Source organism: Paenibacillus sp. FSL W7-1332, from assembly GCF_037969785.1.
In the GTDB taxonomy this organism is placed as follows: domain Bacteria; phylum Bacillota; class Bacilli; order Paenibacillales; family Paenibacillaceae; genus Paenibacillus_AQ.
The window spans coordinates 1,032,662-1,048,720 of the sequence record NZ_CP150209.1; the positions used below are offsets into that span (position 1 = coordinate 1,032,662).

Consider the following 16,059-nt stretch of genomic DNA (forward strand, 5'->3'; position numbering starts at 1 on the left):
TTGATGTTTACCCGCTGTTGTCTGTCCGTTCAAATAAATCCGCTTTGAATTTAATATACTGAACGATGTCGGTGGTATGCTGCAGATGCCATTGACTCATCGACATGATAGATGTATCCAGCTGCTGGACAATCGGCTGCAGACGTCTGCTGTGGCTGGAGAACATGTATTTGGAGAGACGCTGCCGGATTCCTTGGATTTCGGCATCACTTTGATGGGCGTGTGCTCTCCATTTCTCGGCTACGCTTCGCAGCTCGGCAGGGGTTACCTGGATGGTACCGGAGGAGCCTCCTGCGGAGCCGCCCAGGGCTCCCAGCGAGCCGCCCAAACCTAAGCCCAAATGGCTCAGCGGTCCGCCAAGACCAAACAAGAGATTGCCGTGAGCAGGGATTCTGGGCGAATCGACGGCTTTATCGGTAGAGCCGTCATAAAGACGGTTCGAAATGTAGCCATCCTCGAATCGATAGCGGTCAAGCTGATGATAATTGGGGCCGCCCAGTGTATTATCAATTTTTTCTTTTATACTGAGACCGTCATTGGCGTCTTTATAACTGGAGTCTATGTAATAGGTAGAACCGACATGGCCATCGAAGCCGCCGAGCGCGCCGCTGGCAATAATGTCGCCTGGATGGGCGAAATTAATGATTTGGGAATCGAATTCCCCGTTCTCTGCCTTTCTTCTGGCTTCAGGGGAGAGGCTACCGATGACCGACGGAGCACTGAAGGTGACAGCCGACATGCCCGTATAGGCGGCAGCATATTGCGCGTTGGCTCCCCCTAGGGAGTGACCCGTGAGGGTGAAATCAACACCCTTGTATTTCTCCTTCATTTCCAGCGCATAATCCTCGGCTTGATACAACTGGTTGGTTCCCAATATATCCGTTTTTTTATCGATCTGCCGCGATTGTTCACCGAACCAATCCGTGACATCGTTAATCCCCGTGGCTTCTTTGACTTTGTCTACATGGTCCGCCCAAGGTGGCCGAAATTCCGGGATTTTTCTTTTGATCTCTTCAATACCAATGTCCGCATCGGCCAAATAATCGGGGAGAGCATGGGATAAGTCTTTCCCTGCCTCGGTGCCCCGGTAAGCGATAACGGCCTGATTCGTTTCCTTGTTGTAAAAAGTTACCGCATCAAAGCCTGATATGCTGTTGCTCTTATAGTCCTCAAGGACTTCCCACCCAGGCAAGTCCTCAACGGTATCTTCTTTTTTCAGATCGAGATAAGCCGCTTCTGACATCAATCGGTACGTCTCGTCATCCACTTGCGGTGAACTCAAATATACTCCCTCCTTAACATGACTCAGCAGGATCAGAACCTTTAGTTACAGCCAAAAGGCAGCACAACCCATCACTCGCCCTTAATCGCTTTTCTGAGCTCCGGGTTCATTACGAAATTAGATGTCTCGCCTGTGTTGAAATCAACGGATATTTTAAAGGTTTGTTCCGGATGATCTACTACAAACCCTTCAAGGTTGACCTTGTCCGCTACAATAGAAGGCATCATCTCTTCTTTGGTAATCTCGACATCCAAGTTGTATTTCTCTTTAAAATGCTCAACGGCTGTGGTCTTAGCCTTCGTTATGACTTCGTCCGAGCTGTCGTCTGTATTGGCTTGGTTATTGTTCACTGGCTGGCATCCTCCAACAATTAAAATGATAAGCACAAAAGCAAAAATGAAAACACGTGATTTGAACCTACTGTTCACACTGACCCATCCCTTCAGTGGTGATGTTCTGCTCTTACAGGCATGCTGAATCTTGCAGTTCTAGTTTGGAACGCAGCGTTTCTCTTCGTTTCGCCTTAGGCAATGTAGAAGTGGCGCACCAAGCTTACTGTCATATCATAATCCAGCATATGGTAGCGTTCAACCGAATAAATAACCAGATATGTAGTAAAAAAGACCTAACAATAGGCTCGGGTTATTCCTTAGTTTTAATAATCTTGTCCAATTCTGGACTCATGACCAAGTGCCCGGTTTCAAGCGTTACCCCTTTGAATAAGGATAAAACCCTCCTTAAGCTCCATAATGAAGTAAGGAGGGCTATAGACATCATACCCAATATTAACCAATGTGAAGCAACCCAGCAAGGCTTTGAATTAAAAAGGCTTCCATTTCAGCTCACTGGCATGCTTGAAACGCTCCGCAACCGCTGGCCAGTAGACCACGTTCCACCAATCCTTGATGTAATCCTTGCGTTTACTTTGATGTTTGAGGTAGTAGGCGTGCTCCCATACATCCAGTGCCAGAAGAGGTACGACGTCCCACTGGGAGAGGTTCTGATGCTTCTCGGCCTGCAGAATTTCCAGTCGATGGCTGCGCGGACTCCAGACGAGGATCGCCCAGCCGCCGCCTTCCACTTTGTCCGCCGCTTCGGAGAAGTGCTTTTTGAAGCGATCGAAGCTTCCGAAATCCTTCTTGATCTGCTGGGCAAGCTCCCCGCCCGGTTCCCCACCGCCCTGCGGGTTCATAATGTCCCAGAAGATCGTGTGCAAATAGTGGCCGGCACCGTGAAAAGCCAGCTCGCGTTCCCAATGCTTCACCAGCTCGAAATCGCCGCTTTTTCTTGCCGCCTCCAGTTTTTTCTCCGCTTTGTTTAAACCGTCGACGTAGCTTTGGTGATGGATATCGTGATGAATCCGCATGGTTTTCTCGTCGATATGAGGCTCCAGCGCATTATATGCGTAAGGCAGCGGAGGAAGGCGATGTCCGCCAATCGGTACGGCCTTGCCGCTGTCTCCCATGCCTTGAATGGACAGATCAGCCTCAGAGCGAGATGGCGGTGGGAAGGAGGCCTCGTGAAGCGTCATGGATTGCACCGGCATCTCCACATCCATAAATCTCTCCAGCGCTCCAGCGGAGTTGAGCGTCTCCAGCGCGTTCAGGAAGTATTCGGACTCCCGAATCACATGGTGCAGCACCGTGCTGGCGAGCGGCACTTTCCGAACAGCCTCACTATGCTCCTTCAAGCCATGCAGTTGGCGGATGAACTCTCTGGATTGCTCGCAGGAAGCGCGCAGCAGCTGTTCGACCTGGGCCAGCACCTGCGGAGTAGGAGGCCCGTCATAACGGAGAATGTGGCGCAGAAGTTCGTCTGCTGCCTTTTCCGTGTCGGAGAACACCACGGCCCATTGATCCAGCATTTTGACATAGTCCGGCTCCAGCTCCGGCACAACGGCTTTGATGAGTCCGGTATGCTTCCTTTCCTGATGCTTCCAATAGCGGATCTCTTCGAGTAATCGTACCGGGAGCCTCGCTCCGTAAATAAATAACATGTCCGTTCCCTCCAGTATCAGGTTCACTAAACACACTATATTCACGTGACGGCCTGTATTATGAGGGGGAAATAAAAATACCCCCGCCGCATCAAAGCAGCAGGGGGAAGTGGATCGTATGATCAATAAAGCATCAGGATTCATCCGGTGTTTCGAGTTTTCCTAGAAAGGTGGATACTCTGCGCAGATATTCTTTAGGGTGCTCACGGAAGATAAGCTCATGATGCGCATCCTCTACAATCCAGGAATCCGAATCCGTATGGGTTTGGTTGGAAGCAATCTTCTCGGCGATCGGGTAAGGTGCCTTGTCGTCTTTCGTTCCGTGGATGAACAAGGTCGGGAACGGATAATCGTGCTTCTTCACCTCATTGTACGGGATCTGATCCAGGCTGGTGCCATTGAGCACCGGGAAGAGCAGCTCCAGAATCTCCAGGGACGGATGACGAGGAAGATTGATCTGGTTGTGAATGTTGTGGTAAAGCGTGTCCGGCTCCAATAAAAAGGCGCTGTCCAGAATCATGGCATCTACATCCTTGGTCTCAAGCCCTGCCTGCAGCGCCGTACCGGCACCCATGGAGAAGCCCCAGACGACAATTTGCTTCGCGCCGCGCTGCTTCACATGTTCAATGGCCCCGAGAAGCTGGCGTTTCTCTTCCTTGCCCCCGGTTGCCACTTCCTTGCTGGTCTGTGAGGCAAAACCGTAATCAAACATCAGCACATTAAAATTCATGTTGTGCGCGTAATGGGCGATATCGTACATCGGTACCCAGGTTTCCTCCCGGTTAGCGCCGTATCCGTGGCTGAGCACGATGGTTTTGGAGGAGTTCTCGGCCGGGATATACCATCCATTTATATTTCGTTTGCCGTCAATGGAGTGGAACGTGATATTCTCGTAATTCATATCTTTAGCAAGCTTGGGATTGGAGTAGAGCGGAGCAACCGTCGGATTCGACAAAACCCATGCAATATAGGCATGAAGCGCAATAAAACAGAAAACAAGGAAAAAAACGACAGATAATAACAACGCTAATATAATATGCTTTAAACGAACCAAGCCTGTCGACAGCTCGGCTGGCGTGTCATTTAATTGGGAGAGTGGGGCATTACTACCAGTCGTTGTGCTCATAAGTGGCCCCTCCTTACCATATAGTCTGGATTTGTTTCGTTAACATGAAAGAGTTGGAATTATAATAATCGTATGCCCGGATGCCTATAAAGTCAATGCAAATCCATAGATTGTAAGACAACTGTAAAGTCCCTGTCTCAATGGTTTACTTTTGAGAAGAATTCTCATATAATTCTTGTAACCAGGTTTCATAGAATGAAACAGGAGAGGAGCTGGTCGGGATGGAAGACCGTAAATTGACGGTGCGTGCTGTAGAGCGGGCGCTTGATATATTGATGTGTTTTACGAAAGACAGTGAACTTGCCCTCACAGAGATTTCTACCCTTATCGGATTACATAAAAGTACCGTTCATCGGCTGCTAACAACGCTGGAAGACAAAGGATTCGTTGTGCGTAACAAAGAGACGGAGAAATATCGGCTCGGCTTGAAGATATGGGAGCTGTCCATGCATCTGTCTCAAAGCGACGACCCGGCGATTCGCCTTCTGCCCGCGATGGAGGCCTTACGGGATCAGCTTGGGGAAACGGTGAGCTTGTATTTAAGAGACGGTTCGGATCGTCTTCGGATTCAAGCGGTTCAGAGCAACCAGGGCATTCGGCGTGTCGCCCAGGTCGGAGTGCGACTTCCGTTGTCGGTTGGCGCTTCCAGCAAGGTACTGGTGGCCTTTGCGCCACCGGCCGATCAGGAGGAGCTGCTGAATGCGCCGGATTGGCCGGAATCTGTCGACCGGATCGTTTACCGGCAGCAGCTGGCCGAAATACTGGAGAAGGGATACGCGATCAGCATCGAAGAGCGCGAGCCTGGAGCCGCTGCGGTATCGGTACCCATCTTTGACCGGAATGGTCAAGTGGCGGCAGCACTGTCGATGTCAGGGCCAGTCACCCGCCTGTCAGCGGAAACGCTTCGCGAACATGCGCCAATCCTGATGGAGGCGGCACGGGAAATGGGAATGATGATTTAATTCATTCTATTGCGAGAGTGCGGACAGCATCACTATAAGTTATTGAATGACCGGGCGGCCCCATGTGATACAGCTGCCCGGTCATTTTTTATGCGGGGAACGAGCGTTCGATAACGAGCAAAAAGACCTTACCCATGATCTTGGTGATCGTAGGAACGGTCCTTTTTGCCGTGACGGCATCGCTATGTAACAGGCAAGGCCCAGCTTAAGTCAGCTTCGTGTTCTTTTCCTTCATTTTCTGATTAAGGATCTCTTGAAAGGTGAGGGCTTTATCCGTCGTTTCGTCCTTCTTAGGCGCTGCCACCGGCTGCGGCCGTTGGTATTGATATTGGAACGAAGCTAACGTATGTATTTTGATCATAGGTACTTTCCTCCTGGATATGGATTTTCCGGAAATGCTTTTTTACCAATTAACCTTATTGGCGTCATCCGAAACGGAAAATCCAATATTCAGGAAAAAAGTACCGAAAAATAACAAAATCCCCATCATCCATAAGCGGATGATGGGGATTTGTTCCTAAGGCTAAAGCGCCTGTAGGGTGTGTCTTATTGGTTCGATGCGATCATTTGACGCAGTACCGTTTGGAGGATACCTCCATTGTGGTAGTAGTCCACGTCCACCATGCTGTCGAGGCGGGCGATAGCTTGGAACTCGAATTGGGTTCCGTCTTCACGCGTAACGACAACGGTCAATTCCTGACCAGGCTTCACATCGTTGCTGAGGCCCAGGATATCGAATGTCTCGCGGCCGTTCAGACCAAGGCTCTTCCAGCCGTGACCTTCCTGGAACTGGAGCGGAAGAACACCCATGCCCACAAGGTTGGAGCGGTGAATACGCTCGAAGCTTTCAGCCAGCACGGCTTTGACGCCGAGGAGATACGTACCTTTTGCCGCCCAGTCACGGGAGCTTCCGGTACCGTATTCTTTACCGGCGATAACGACGAGGTTCTGTCCGCCTGCTTGATAATTCATCGAAGCATCATAGATGGACATCACTTCTTCCGTTGGCAGGTAAGTCGTAACGCCGCCTTCCGTCCCTGGAGCTACCTGGTTACGGATCCGGATGTTAGCGAAGGTACCGCGCATCATGACTTCGTGGTTACCACGGCGGGAGCCGTAGGAATTGAAGTCTTTGCGCTCCACGTTGCGGTCGCTCAGATATTTACCGGCCGGGCTGTTCACTGCAATGTTACCCGCTGGGGAGATATGGTCCGTTGTAACGGAATCGCCCAAGAGAGCCAGCACGCGCGCTTCCTTGATGTCCTGGATGTCGTTCAGGCCGTTGCCCAGGCCTTCAAAGAATGGCGGGTTCTGGATGTAAGTGGATTGATCGTCCCACTCGTACAGTTCGCCTTCAGGAACAGGAATCTTGTTCCAACGCTCATTGGCGGTAAACACATTCTCGTATTTCTCACGGAAAGCGTCAGGGCTAACGGCTTGACCGATCGCTTCGCGGATTTCCGCACTCGTTGGCCAGATGTCTTTCAGATAGACAGGCTCATTGTTCGGATCGTAGCCGATCGGTTCGTTCTGCAGGTCGATGTTCACTGTGCCTGCCAGAGCGTAAGCAACAACCAATGGCGGCGAAGCCAAGTAGTTGGCTTTGACTTGAGCATGCACGCGGCCTTCAAAGTTACGGTTACCCGACAATACGGCGGCTACCGTCATGTCGTTGTCGGCAATCGCTTCGCTCACTTCATCCGGCAATGGACCGGAGTTACCGATACAAGTTGCGCAGCCATAGCCTGCAACATAGAAGCCGAGAGCTTCAAGGTAGTGCAAGAGACCGGACTTCTCGAGGTAGTCGGTTACGACAAGGGAACCTGGGGTCAAGCTGCTCTTCACATAGCCAGGCTTCGTCAGGCCGCGTTCAACGGCTTTCTTCGCCAGGAGACCTGCGCCGAGCATAACGCTTGGGTTGGACGTGTTCGTACAGCTGGTGATGGCTGCGATAACAACGGCACCCGTTCCCATTTCACTGGTAGAGCCGTCTTTATGATTGACTTTAACGGTTTCCGCAATTTTCTCATCGCTGAGGCCGTATCCGCCTTTGTCGATTGGCGTACGGATGATATCGTTAAAGTTTTGTTTCATGTTGGTAAGCTCGATACGGTCTTGCGGACGCTTCGGTCCAGCCAAGCTCGGTACAACCGAAGCGAGATCCAATTCGATCACATCGGAGAACTCAGGGTCCGGCGTATCTGCCGTACGGAACATGTTTTGCGCTTTATAGTAGCTCTCCACGAGCTCAACCTGCTCATCGGTACGGCCCGTATTCCGGAGATAAGCCAAGGTTTCGCTATCAACCGGGAAGAAGCCGATGGTAGCGCCGTATTCCGGAGCCATGTTGGCAACCGTTGCGCGGTCAGCCAGGCTGATATTAGCAAGACCAGGACCGTAGAATTCTACGAATTTGCCTACAACGCCTTTCTTGCGGAGAAGCTCGGTTACTGTGAGGGCAAGGTCGGTCGCTGTTGCGCCTTCCGCCAGGCTGCCCGTCAGCTTGAAGCCGATAACTTCAGGCGTTACAAAATACAGCGGTTGGCCGAGCATGCCGGCTTCCGCCTCGATACCGCCTACACCCCAGCCCACAACGCCAAGACCGTTGATCATGGTTGTATGGGAGTCCGTACCTACGAGGGAATCAGGGAAGACCAGCGTTTCGCCGTCAACCGTCTTCGTAGCCGCTACGGAAGCAAGGTATTCCAGGTTAACCTGGTGAACGATCCCCGTTCCCGGAGGAACTGCGCGGAAGTTGTTGAATGCCGTTTGAGCCCAGCGGAGGAAGCGGTAACGCTCTTCGTTACGCTCAAATTCAAGCTTCATATTCGTTTCCAGAGCTTGATCGGTACCAAAAGCGTCAACCATGACGGAGTGGTCGATAACGAGGTCGACCGGAACGAGAGGGTTGATCTGTTTAGGGTCGCCGCCGGATTTTTTAACGGTGTCACGCATAGCTGCAAGGTCTACGACAACCGGAACACCGGTGAAGTCCTGCAATACGATACGGGCAGGAATGAACGGAATTTCCTTGTTGTTGTCGCGTCCTTCATTCCACTTGGACAAGAGTTTTACGTGATCTTCGGTAATTGCACGTCCGTCGAACTGACGCACGGCTGCTTCCAGCAGCACCCGAATGGAGAAAGGAAGCTTGGATACGCTGCCGTATCCTTGCTCTTCGAGAGCCTGCAGGCTGAAATAACGGTAACTTTTACCGCCCACCTCCAGGTTGCGGGAGATGGAGAATTGATCCTTTGCTGGCATTGATGAACCTCCTTAAGTCATTTCATAAATCGAATAAAGACAGTTTGAGATAAATCCTCTTTCGTTTCACTAGGTGAAACCTAATTTCATAAATTAACTACTTTAAGTATACCGTTTTCAACTCGCTGCGTAAAGCATTTTTTATAGAAGAAACGTATTTCAAAAAGGTGAAAACAAGCCTGTTTTTTACCCGAATACAGTCGCTGTGATCCCGGTGTTTCTGTATTCTCTTGACCGAAGTACATAGCCCGAACATTTTCTTCATATAGTTGTGATAGGGAACAGCGTGAAAGGCAAGGTTAGAGGAGGAGAGTAGATGAACAGTCTGAAGCAAGCAGAGAAGCCTTGGAAGCAAGCTCTATATATTTACGTCAATCAATATAACCAAAATCGCGTGGACTATTCTTCAGGCCTGAAAGAGCAGATTGTAGCGGATCTGAATTTCCTGGTAGAGAGAGGAGAAAGGCAGTTTCGGCTGCAGTCGTGGTATGCGCAGCGGGAGGCAATGCCGCTTAAGAGCGAGACTCGTGCCCGCCTCCTGCGCATTCTGAGGGAGACGGAGGATGATGTGGTCGCGGACGTGCGGCTTCACAGCGTATTTTATTATGAAAAAAGAGGGATGACGCACCGGGAGGATACGGTTTTTAAAGAGCGGCTGACGCTGATCCGGGACGGGGATGCCTGGTTGATCGTAGGCATCGAACGTCTGCAGGATGAACGCCATCCCCTGCAAAGAGCCGATGTTCCGGCAGCAGGCGCGGATGTGGCTGGTAGAGAGCCGTCGACTCCCTTTATGAACGGACGCGTATACGCCGCCGGCAGCAGCCCGCGGTCCGGCCGTTACGAGCGTGAAGCCGCAGCTGCATATGCCGACCGTTGGTGGGATTCCGGGAATCCGGAGTTTGAGGAATTTGACGTGGATTGCACGAATTATATCTCCCAGTGCCTCTTTGCAGGCAAAGCCCCAATCCACTATACTGGTAAAAGAGAAACGGGATGGTGGTACAAGGGGTACGTAAACCAACGGGAATGGTGGAGCTACAGCTGGGCGGTATCGAACAGCTTTGCGCATTATTTGAACGCCAGTGCCTCGGGGCTGCGGGCCGAGCGGGTGGAGCGTCCCGAGCAGCTGATGCTGGGGGATGTCATCGTATACGACTGGGATGGTGACGGCGCGTTTCAGCACAGCACCATCGTGACGGCGTTTGACGCGGGCGGTATGCCGCTCGTTAATGCACATACGGTGTCCAGCCGTCATCGCTATTGGGACTACCGGGATTCCTACGCTTGGAATGATAACACCGAATACCGGTTTTACCATATCCCCGATTATTTTTAAGATGACAGCATGTCGTGCTGCAATACGGACAAGAGAGAGGTTAACATGGGACAGGATAAATTGACGGTAGGTTTAGTATACGGGGGTAAATCCGGCGAGCATGAGGTGTCGCTATCCACGGCATTCGCGGTCATGAACGCTTTTGATTTTGATAAATATGAGATTGTTCCGTTTTATATTTCCAAGCAGGGCAGCTGGAGAATCGGCAGCAAGCTGTCGGCTCCTTTTGCCCAGCTGGAGGAATTGAAGCTGGCTGAAGGGGAAGGCACGCAAACCGCGCTGAACGCCGTGTTCAGCAGATTGTATGGCCAAGAGAGTCAGGCGGTGGATATTATGTTCCCGCTGCTTCACGGGACGTTCGGTGAGGACGGAACGATTCAGGGACTGTTCGAAATGGCGGACATTCCTTATGTGGGAACCGGTGTGCTTGCGTCGGCAGCGGGGATGGACAAAGTCGTGATGAAGAAGCTCTTCGCACAAGCAGGGCTGCCGCAATGTGAGTACTGTTATTTCAATCGTACCCAGTGGGAGCGGAGCCAGCATGAAGTGCTGAAGGATATCGAGGATAAACTCGGTTACCCGAGCTTCGTCAAGCCGGCCAACCTGGGTTCAAGCGTCGGGATATCCAAGGCTAAGAACCGGGAGCAGCTTAAGGCGGCGATTGAATCCGCGCTCCGGTTCGATGACAAGATCATCGTAGAAGAGTTCGTGGATGCGCGCGAAGTGGAGGTCAGCGTGCTCGGCAATGATGAGCCGATGGCATCCGTTCCGGGTGAAATTGTCTCTTCCAGTGAATACTACGACTATGCGGCCAAATATACGGATGGACAATCACAGATGCAAATTCCGGCCGAAATCGAGCCGGATACGGCTGATCGTCTGCGCGACCTCGCCATTACCGCGTTCAAAGCGATTGAAGGCGGCGGCATTACTCGGGCCGACTTCTTTGTCCGCCGTTCGGACGGCGCGATTCTGATCAATGAAGTGAACACGATGCCTGGCTTTACGCCGTTCAGCATGTACCCGCTCTTGTGGCGGGAAACGGGCGTGTCCTACCGCGAGCTGCTTGACCGGATGATCGAGCTGGGTCTTGAGCGGTACAACCGCAAGCAATCCCTGATTTATGAGAACCAGGCGTAAGCCGTCACAATAGGATATGAAACACCAGGGGGAGTCCGCGCTATTTAATACGGCTCCCCTTGAGTCTAATATTATGGGATGAAAGGAAGATACGTATTATGGGATTTCAAACCGAATTCAATTCCGTTTGTAAGTTTAAGAGTGAGCAGGAGCTCTATGAGCTGCTGGAATACGGCCGCGGTAAAATGCTGAAGGACGGGCTCCGGGTATTTCCGACAGGACAGAAGGTTATTGCTTATACGCCGGATAATCAGGCGGTGGCCATCGTCCTGATCACTGCATGCGTATCGGAGATTAACTTCCAGGGCCGCGAGGTCACTTCGGTCGAACTGCAGCTGATCCGCAAATTGACGGATGAGGAAGCACGCGTACAAACAGCGCTGGCTCACGAAATGTTCTTTGGAGATCATGCATGATTGTCCGTTTCGGTTATGTAGCCATGTCCACGGTCGTGCAGAATGCTTCTCCTTCCAAGACGATGACCATGAAGAGTTTTATGAAGCTGAATGACCGTGAGGCCGGCTTACACAAACTGGAGCGGATCGCGAATGAGAATCTACATAATACCCTTCGGCTTCTAAAGCATAATGCGGCTCACGATATCAAGGTGTACCGCTTCTCGTCCAAACTGATTCCGCTGGCCACGCATCATGATATGCAGGATTGGAATCCGTTCCCGGCTTTGCGGGAAGGCTTTCAGGCCATTGGGGAATTCGTGAAAAAGCACGGAATGCGGGTCTCCTTTCATCCGGATCATTTCACGGTGCTGAGCACGCCGCGTCCCGAAGTGCTGGCCAATTCGATCCGTGATCTGGAGTCGCACGTCCATATGCTGCGGGCGATGGAGCTGCCTGCTTCGATGAAGAACAACATCCACATCGGGGGAGCTTATGGGGACAAGCCCTCGGCAGCGGCGCGATTCGTTGAACATTTTCATGAGCTTGCGCCGCACATCAAGGAACGATTGACCCTTGAAAATGACGATAAAACCTTTACCGCCCAGGAAACGTTGGCCGTATGCAAGCAGACCGGGCTGCCGATGGTACTGGACATTCATCACCAGTGGGTCAATAACGATGGCGAGGCACCCTGGGAGCTGTGGCCGGATATCCTTCGCACCTGGGAGACGCCGCTTGCGCAGGCCGATTCGGACCGGGCGCAGCCGCTCCCGCCCAAGATTCACGTATCCAGTCCCAAGAGCCCTACCGATATCCGCAGCCATGCGGATGGGGTGGATGTCGTGCCATTGCTGGCGTTTTTACGGAATATTGCGGGGGCTACGTCGAAGGTAGACGTCATGATTGAAGCGAAGATGAAGGACGGCGCCTTGTTTGATCTGATGAAGGATTTGGGAGATTATACGGAAGAGGGCGTAACCATTCTCGACGGTGCTTCCATCGAAGTAAACCCATAACCGGGTAAGATGAGATTGTTAACACTTGCAAGTTGATGGATTTTGGGTTACGTTGGAAGTATCCAAACAGAGATTCCCCTTAACACATGACATCGGATAAAAAAGTTCGTTCTCGCCAAGCATTCAGGTGCACAGCATAGGACGGACTTTTATTGAAATAGGCGGAATTTTCGCATGGTTGCCCTTTCGATTACCGCCATGACTGAATAGGATGTAGGGATTGTCAAAAATCACTAGATTTATATAGAAAGTAGAGTGAATGCTTTGAACGAGAATGAAAAGATTCCTTATGTTGTCAGCAGTAAGAGCTACACCGCCGTTGCGATTAATTGCGCCGCCAAAGCGGGAGAGTGGATTAAGAGCAAACTCGGTACCGTCAAGCAGTTGAGCACCAAGTCTTCGGCACAGGATATCGTAACCGAGGTGGACAAAGGCGCGGAGCAGATGATCCGCAAGCTGATTTTGACGCACTTTCCGGATCATGCGATCCTCGGAGAAGAAGGGGTTGCCCCGGGTAGCGATGCCTACAATAAGGCACTCGAGGACGCCAAGGACGAAGAGTATCTCTGGATTATTGACCCTGTGGACGGAACGACGAACTATGTTCATGGATTTCCGTTTTACTCCGTGTCGATTGCACTGGCTCATCATGGAGAAGTCATTGTCGGCGTTATTTACGACCCTTCCCGGGACGAGTTGTTTGTTGCGGAAAAAGGAAAAGGAGCCTACGTTCACGGCAACCCTACCTATGTTTCCAAGGAAGATCAATTGTCGGACAGCTTGCTGGCCACGGGCTTCCCGCTGGACAGCACGGTCAACCTGCCGCTGAATATGGCGGAGCTGCAGGCGCTGCTGCCGATGGTCCGCAATGTAAGAGCAGGCGGCTCCGCTGCGCTTCATCTTGCTTATGTGGCTGCCGGCCGCCTCAGCGGATACTGGGAGCACGGCTTGAGCGCTTGGGATGTTGCTGCAGGCGCACTATTGGTTCAGGAATCCGGCGGTAAAGTAACCGATACGGAAGGAAAGCCATATGATCTGTCGGTGCGTCATTTGGCGGCAACCAACGGGCTGATTCATCAGCGTTTTCTGGATACACTAAAAGACGCCGGCGAAGCTTTGGTTCGCTAAACGGCCAGGGACGACAGAGAAATGCAGGTCACTTACAACCGCTTGATAAAGGAGTGTGCTTACGATGAATGAGAAGTCGGATCAGGATTTGGAGCGCCAGCTCAGCGAGATGTTGACGGACGGTGAAATGCAGAAGGAGGATCGGGAGAAGGAGGAGCGCAGGCTTCTCTCTCCGAAATACGAGATCCGGATTCAGACGCAGCTTGATCCTATTGTGGAAGAGACGCAGAAGTACCGCAGCATGGCGAAGGAAGTGGATGATCGCTATGACAAGTATATGGATAAGGCAGTTAAGAAGGATAAGCCTGAGGATTCAGGTGAAGAAGCTTGATAGCGCTTTAAGGGATGGGTTGTTTACGAAGCGGGACATCTCCATTTGTTAAAGACCCGAACCAGGAATGGACAGCATAGAGCGTGCTGTCCATTTTTTTATGATGGCTGGCCAAGATCACACTGTTCTAGGCTGGCTCAAGTTGGTGTGACTATGGTTGACCTTGACCACATAGGGGGGAGATCATGCGAGTTCGGATTCAAATATGTCATGTTCTGGGAGGCGCATCCGAGGCAGCCTCCATGCTGCTATGGTGCATCCTTATCTTTTTCAACCCTTATTCCGATGAGACCAGCTGGAAACCAGCCTTAACTACGTTCGTTATGCTGTTTTTTCCAGCCAGCTTGGCGATGCTCGGGGTGCTTTATTCCTACCGGTTGCTGCTGCTGGTTGCTTTTGGATGGTCGATATTGCCAAGCCTGTATCTGGCAGCCACGCCTGGGATATTTGCTTGGTTTGGAGCTACATCTCTTGGCTATTTATTCGCTTATCTTCTCAGGAAACCTTATCGTCCTGGTTGAGTTCAGTACCATTCATAGGTTGCTGGTGGTAAAATAAGGCTGTACTAAGATATTGACGTTGAGGGAGTGAAGGCATGTTCAAACAATGGAAGAAGGGGCTGGCGGCAGTAACCGGCACCTTGACGCTCGCGGTGGCACTGGTTGGACCGAGCGTTGCGCCGGCTTATGCCGATGAGGTTACAGCCAAGGATACATATCATATTGTAGCGCTGGGGGACTCGTTGACTGTCGGGTATGAGCCGGGAATGGATCTGAACAGCAAGCCTTACGGTTTTGTTGACCGGCTGTATGAGCAAGGTTTGTTCCACGGCCGGACCGAGGTAACGAATCTGGGGATCGGCGGATTGAAAACCGATGGGCTGAACCATTACGTCAAGGCCGTCTTGGATGAACGCGCAATTACGGCGGAAGAGCTGCAGCCTGGGCTAAGCGGCATCGATCCACGCACGAAGCAGATTGGCGCTGACGCAGCGAAAGCCAAGCCGATTATCGCGGGTGCGGATCTGATAACCATTACGATCGGCGGCAATGACATGATGAGTCTGGTCAGTACCGTGGAAACATTAAGCGATGAACAGTTGAAAACAAAGATGCAGGAACTGTTCAAGATCTATACCGATAATGTCTCATCCGTCATTACCAACTTGCGCGCCATCAATCCGGATGCCGCAATTGTGGTGGCGGACCAGTATAATCCAGTGCCCAAAGTCGCTGACGAGATCGCATATGCTAAACTGCTTGCAGCATCCGGAGAGTTTACGAAGCTGGTGGAAGGCGTAGCTGACAGTTTTGCCACTCAGGGCGTGAATATTAAGGTAGCCCATGTGGCGAAGAAGTTCGTGGGCTCCGAGCTGACGATGACCCATATCCTGAAAGACGATATTCATCCGAACCAATATGGATATGAGACGATGGCCGGTGTGTTCGCAGAGACGATCTGGGGCAGCTACAAGAATCCCGCTGTTCAAGAACAGGGGCAGCCGATGCGCATCATCGTGAAGGGGCAGGAGCTGAACACGCCGTATAAGCCGATTCTTCGCGATAATCTGAATTACGTAGCGATACAGGATATCGTAGATGCAGTGGGGGCGACGACCACATGGGAAAATAAAACGTCCAGTGCAACGATTACGTTTGGAGATCAGACGGTGGTAGTGAAGATCGGTGCCAAAACCGTTCAAGTTAACGGAACGGCTGTACCGATCGATACGCCGGCTTTCCTGCAAAAAGTAGGAAAAGAGGATAAAACCTACGTCCCGCTCGCGGTGATTGCATCCGGTCTTGGTTTTGACGTTCAATACAGCACCAAATTGCGTACCGCATTCATTAATTTGTAATCCCATAAGCAAGCTGCATCGGCTGGAAGGAGCCGATGCAGCTTTTTTTGTCATTAGCGTTTTTGTGATGTTTTTAACATAAGTAACTCCAGGCAGATGGTACAATACGACATCATTTCCTTTCATCGGTTTGATATCAGATCAGATTTTTAACCCATTTCAATGACATATGGAAAGTGGCAGATCCGTGAAATGGGCAGGGGAAGGCTTATGGAATGT

Annotated in this window: 15 protein-coding genes; 9 read left to right on the forward strand and 6 right to left on the reverse strand. The window is 51.4% G+C overall.

Annotated features, from left to right (window positions below; all coding sequences use genetic code 11):
- Window positions 1-7: 7 nt before the first annotated feature.
- From MKX98_RS04465 to MKX98_RS04480, 4 genes are all read right to left on the reverse strand, one after another.
- A complete protein-coding gene (locus MKX98_RS04465; protein ID WP_339221636.1) occupies window positions 8-1,282 on the reverse strand; it encodes a hypothetical protein in 1,275 nt (424 codons plus the stop codon).
- A gap of 71 nt (window positions 1,283-1,353) precedes the next feature.
- A complete protein-coding gene (locus MKX98_RS04470) occupies window positions 1,354-1,632 on the reverse strand; it encodes a hypothetical protein (RefSeq protein ID WP_071220877.1) in 279 nt (92 codons plus the stop codon).
- Between the two features lie 470 nt (window positions 1,633-2,102).
- Complete coding sequence (locus MKX98_RS04475) at window positions 2,103-3,278, reverse strand: Fe-Mn family superoxide dismutase (RefSeq protein WP_339221639.1); 1,176 nt, start codon at window positions 3,276-3,278, stop codon at window positions 2,103-2,105.
- A 133-nt stretch (window positions 3,279-3,411) separates the two neighbouring features.
- Window positions 3,412-4,404 carry an alpha/beta fold hydrolase gene (locus tag MKX98_RS04480; protein ID WP_194540909.1) on the reverse strand — a complete coding sequence of 331 codons (993 nt, stop codon included), beginning with the start codon at window positions 4,402-4,404 and terminating at the stop codon, window positions 3,412-3,414.
- Window positions 4,405-4,625: 221 nt separating this feature from the next.
- On the opposite strand from MKX98_RS04480, the gene MKX98_RS04485 reads away from it, so the two are divergent.
- Entirely contained in the window at window positions 4,626-5,366 is a 741-nt protein-coding gene (locus tag MKX98_RS04485) for an IclR family transcriptional regulator (RefSeq protein WP_339221641.1), read from the forward strand.
- Between the two features lie 205 nt (window positions 5,367-5,571).
- On the opposite strand, the gene MKX98_RS04490 is transcribed toward MKX98_RS04485, so the two are convergent.
- Both MKX98_RS04490 and acnA read right to left on the reverse strand, forming a co-directional pair.
- Complete coding sequence (locus tag MKX98_RS04490) at window positions 5,572-5,727, reverse strand: hypothetical protein (protein ID WP_194540911.1); 156 nt, start codon at window positions 5,725-5,727, stop codon at window positions 5,572-5,574.
- Window positions 5,728-5,912: 185 nt separating this feature from the next.
- Window positions 5,913-8,630, reverse strand: coding sequence for an aconitate hydratase AcnA (acnA, locus tag MKX98_RS04495; RefSeq protein ID WP_071220873.1), 2,718 nt, complete (start codon window positions 8,628-8,630; stop codon window positions 5,913-5,915).
- 316 nt (window positions 8,631-8,946) lie between these two features.
- Between acnA and MKX98_RS04500 the strand changes: the two genes are divergently transcribed.
- From MKX98_RS04500 to MKX98_RS04535, 8 genes are all read left to right on the forward strand, one after another.
- Entirely contained in the window at window positions 8,947-9,969 is a 1,023-nt protein-coding gene (locus tag MKX98_RS04500) for an amidase domain-containing protein (RefSeq protein ID WP_194540912.1), read from the forward strand.
- A gap of 45 nt (window positions 9,970-10,014) precedes the next feature.
- Window positions 10,015-11,109 (forward strand): D-alanine--D-alanine ligase, encoded by a 1,095-nt coding sequence (locus tag MKX98_RS04505; RefSeq protein ID WP_071220871.1) that lies wholly within the window; start codon window positions 10,015-10,017, stop codon window positions 11,107-11,109.
- Between the two features lie 98 nt (window positions 11,110-11,207).
- A complete protein-coding gene (locus tag MKX98_RS04510; protein ID WP_006208215.1) occupies window positions 11,208-11,525 on the forward strand; it encodes a hypothetical protein in 318 nt (105 codons plus the stop codon).
- Window positions 11,522-12,523 carry a UV DNA damage repair endonuclease UvsE gene (uvsE, locus tag MKX98_RS04515; RefSeq protein WP_339221645.1) on the forward strand — a complete coding sequence of 334 codons (1,002 nt, stop codon included), beginning with the start codon at window positions 11,522-11,524 and terminating at the stop codon, window positions 12,521-12,523. Before MKX98_RS04510 ends, uvsE begins: the two co-directional genes overlap by 4 nt.
- A gap of 255 nt (window positions 12,524-12,778) precedes the next feature.
- Window positions 12,779-13,651 carry an inositol monophosphatase family protein gene (locus MKX98_RS04520; protein ID WP_194540915.1) on the forward strand — a complete coding sequence of 291 codons (873 nt, stop codon included), beginning with the start codon at window positions 12,779-12,781 and terminating at the stop codon, window positions 13,649-13,651.
- Window positions 13,652-13,715: 64 nt separating this feature from the next.
- Window positions 13,716-13,982, forward strand: coding sequence for a hypothetical protein (locus tag MKX98_RS04525; RefSeq protein ID WP_220686560.1), 267 nt, complete (start codon window positions 13,716-13,718; stop codon window positions 13,980-13,982).
- 185 nt (window positions 13,983-14,167) lie between these two features.
- A complete protein-coding gene (locus MKX98_RS04530) occupies window positions 14,168-14,503 on the forward strand; it encodes a hypothetical protein (protein ID WP_339221648.1) in 336 nt (111 codons plus the stop codon).
- A gap of 74 nt (window positions 14,504-14,577) precedes the next feature.
- Complete coding sequence (locus MKX98_RS04535) at window positions 14,578-15,840, forward strand: GDSL-type esterase/lipase family protein (protein WP_194540917.1); 1,263 nt, start codon at window positions 14,578-14,580, stop codon at window positions 15,838-15,840.
- Window positions 15,841-16,059 lie beyond the last annotated feature (219 nt).

Bases quoted from the DNA above. Each gene is read 5' to 3' on its own strand.
- MKX98_RS04475 (WP_339221639.1), bottom strand. From the start codon at position 3,278: ATGTTATTTATTTACGGAGCGAGGCTCCCGGTACGATTACTCGAAGAG.
- MKX98_RS04480 (WP_194540909.1), bottom strand. From the start codon at position 4,404: ATGAGCACAACGACTGGTAGTAATGCCCCACTCTCCCAATTAAATGAC.
- MKX98_RS04485 (WP_339221641.1), top strand. From the start codon at position 4,626: ATGGAAGACCGTAAATTGACGGTGCGTGCTGTAGAGCGGGCGCTTGAT.
- MKX98_RS04490 (WP_194540911.1), bottom strand. From the start codon at position 5,727: ATGATCAAAATACATACGTTAGCTTCGTTCCAATATCAATACCAACGG.
- acnA (WP_071220873.1), bottom strand. From the start codon at position 8,630: ATGCCAGCAAAGGATCAATTCTCCATCTCCCGCAACCTGGAGGTGGGC.
- MKX98_RS04500 (WP_194540912.1), top strand. From the start codon at position 8,947: ATGAACAGTCTGAAGCAAGCAGAGAAGCCTTGGAAGCAAGCTCTATAT.
- MKX98_RS04505 (WP_071220871.1), top strand. From the start codon at position 10,015: ATGGGACAGGATAAATTGACGGTAGGTTTAGTATACGGGGGTAAATCC.
- MKX98_RS04510 (WP_006208215.1), top strand. From the start codon at position 11,208: ATGGGATTTCAAACCGAATTCAATTCCGTTTGTAAGTTTAAGAGTGAG.
- uvsE (WP_339221645.1), top strand. From the start codon at position 11,522: ATGATTGTCCGTTTCGGTTATGTAGCCATGTCCACGGTCGTGCAGAAT.
- MKX98_RS04525 (WP_220686560.1), top strand. From the start codon at position 13,716: ATGAATGAGAAGTCGGATCAGGATTTGGAGCGCCAGCTCAGCGAGATG.
- MKX98_RS04530 (WP_339221648.1), top strand. From the start codon at position 14,168: ATGCGAGTTCGGATTCAAATATGTCATGTTCTGGGAGGCGCATCCGAG.
- MKX98_RS04535 (WP_194540917.1), top strand. From the start codon at position 14,578: ATGTTCAAACAATGGAAGAAGGGGCTGGCGGCAGTAACCGGCACCTTG.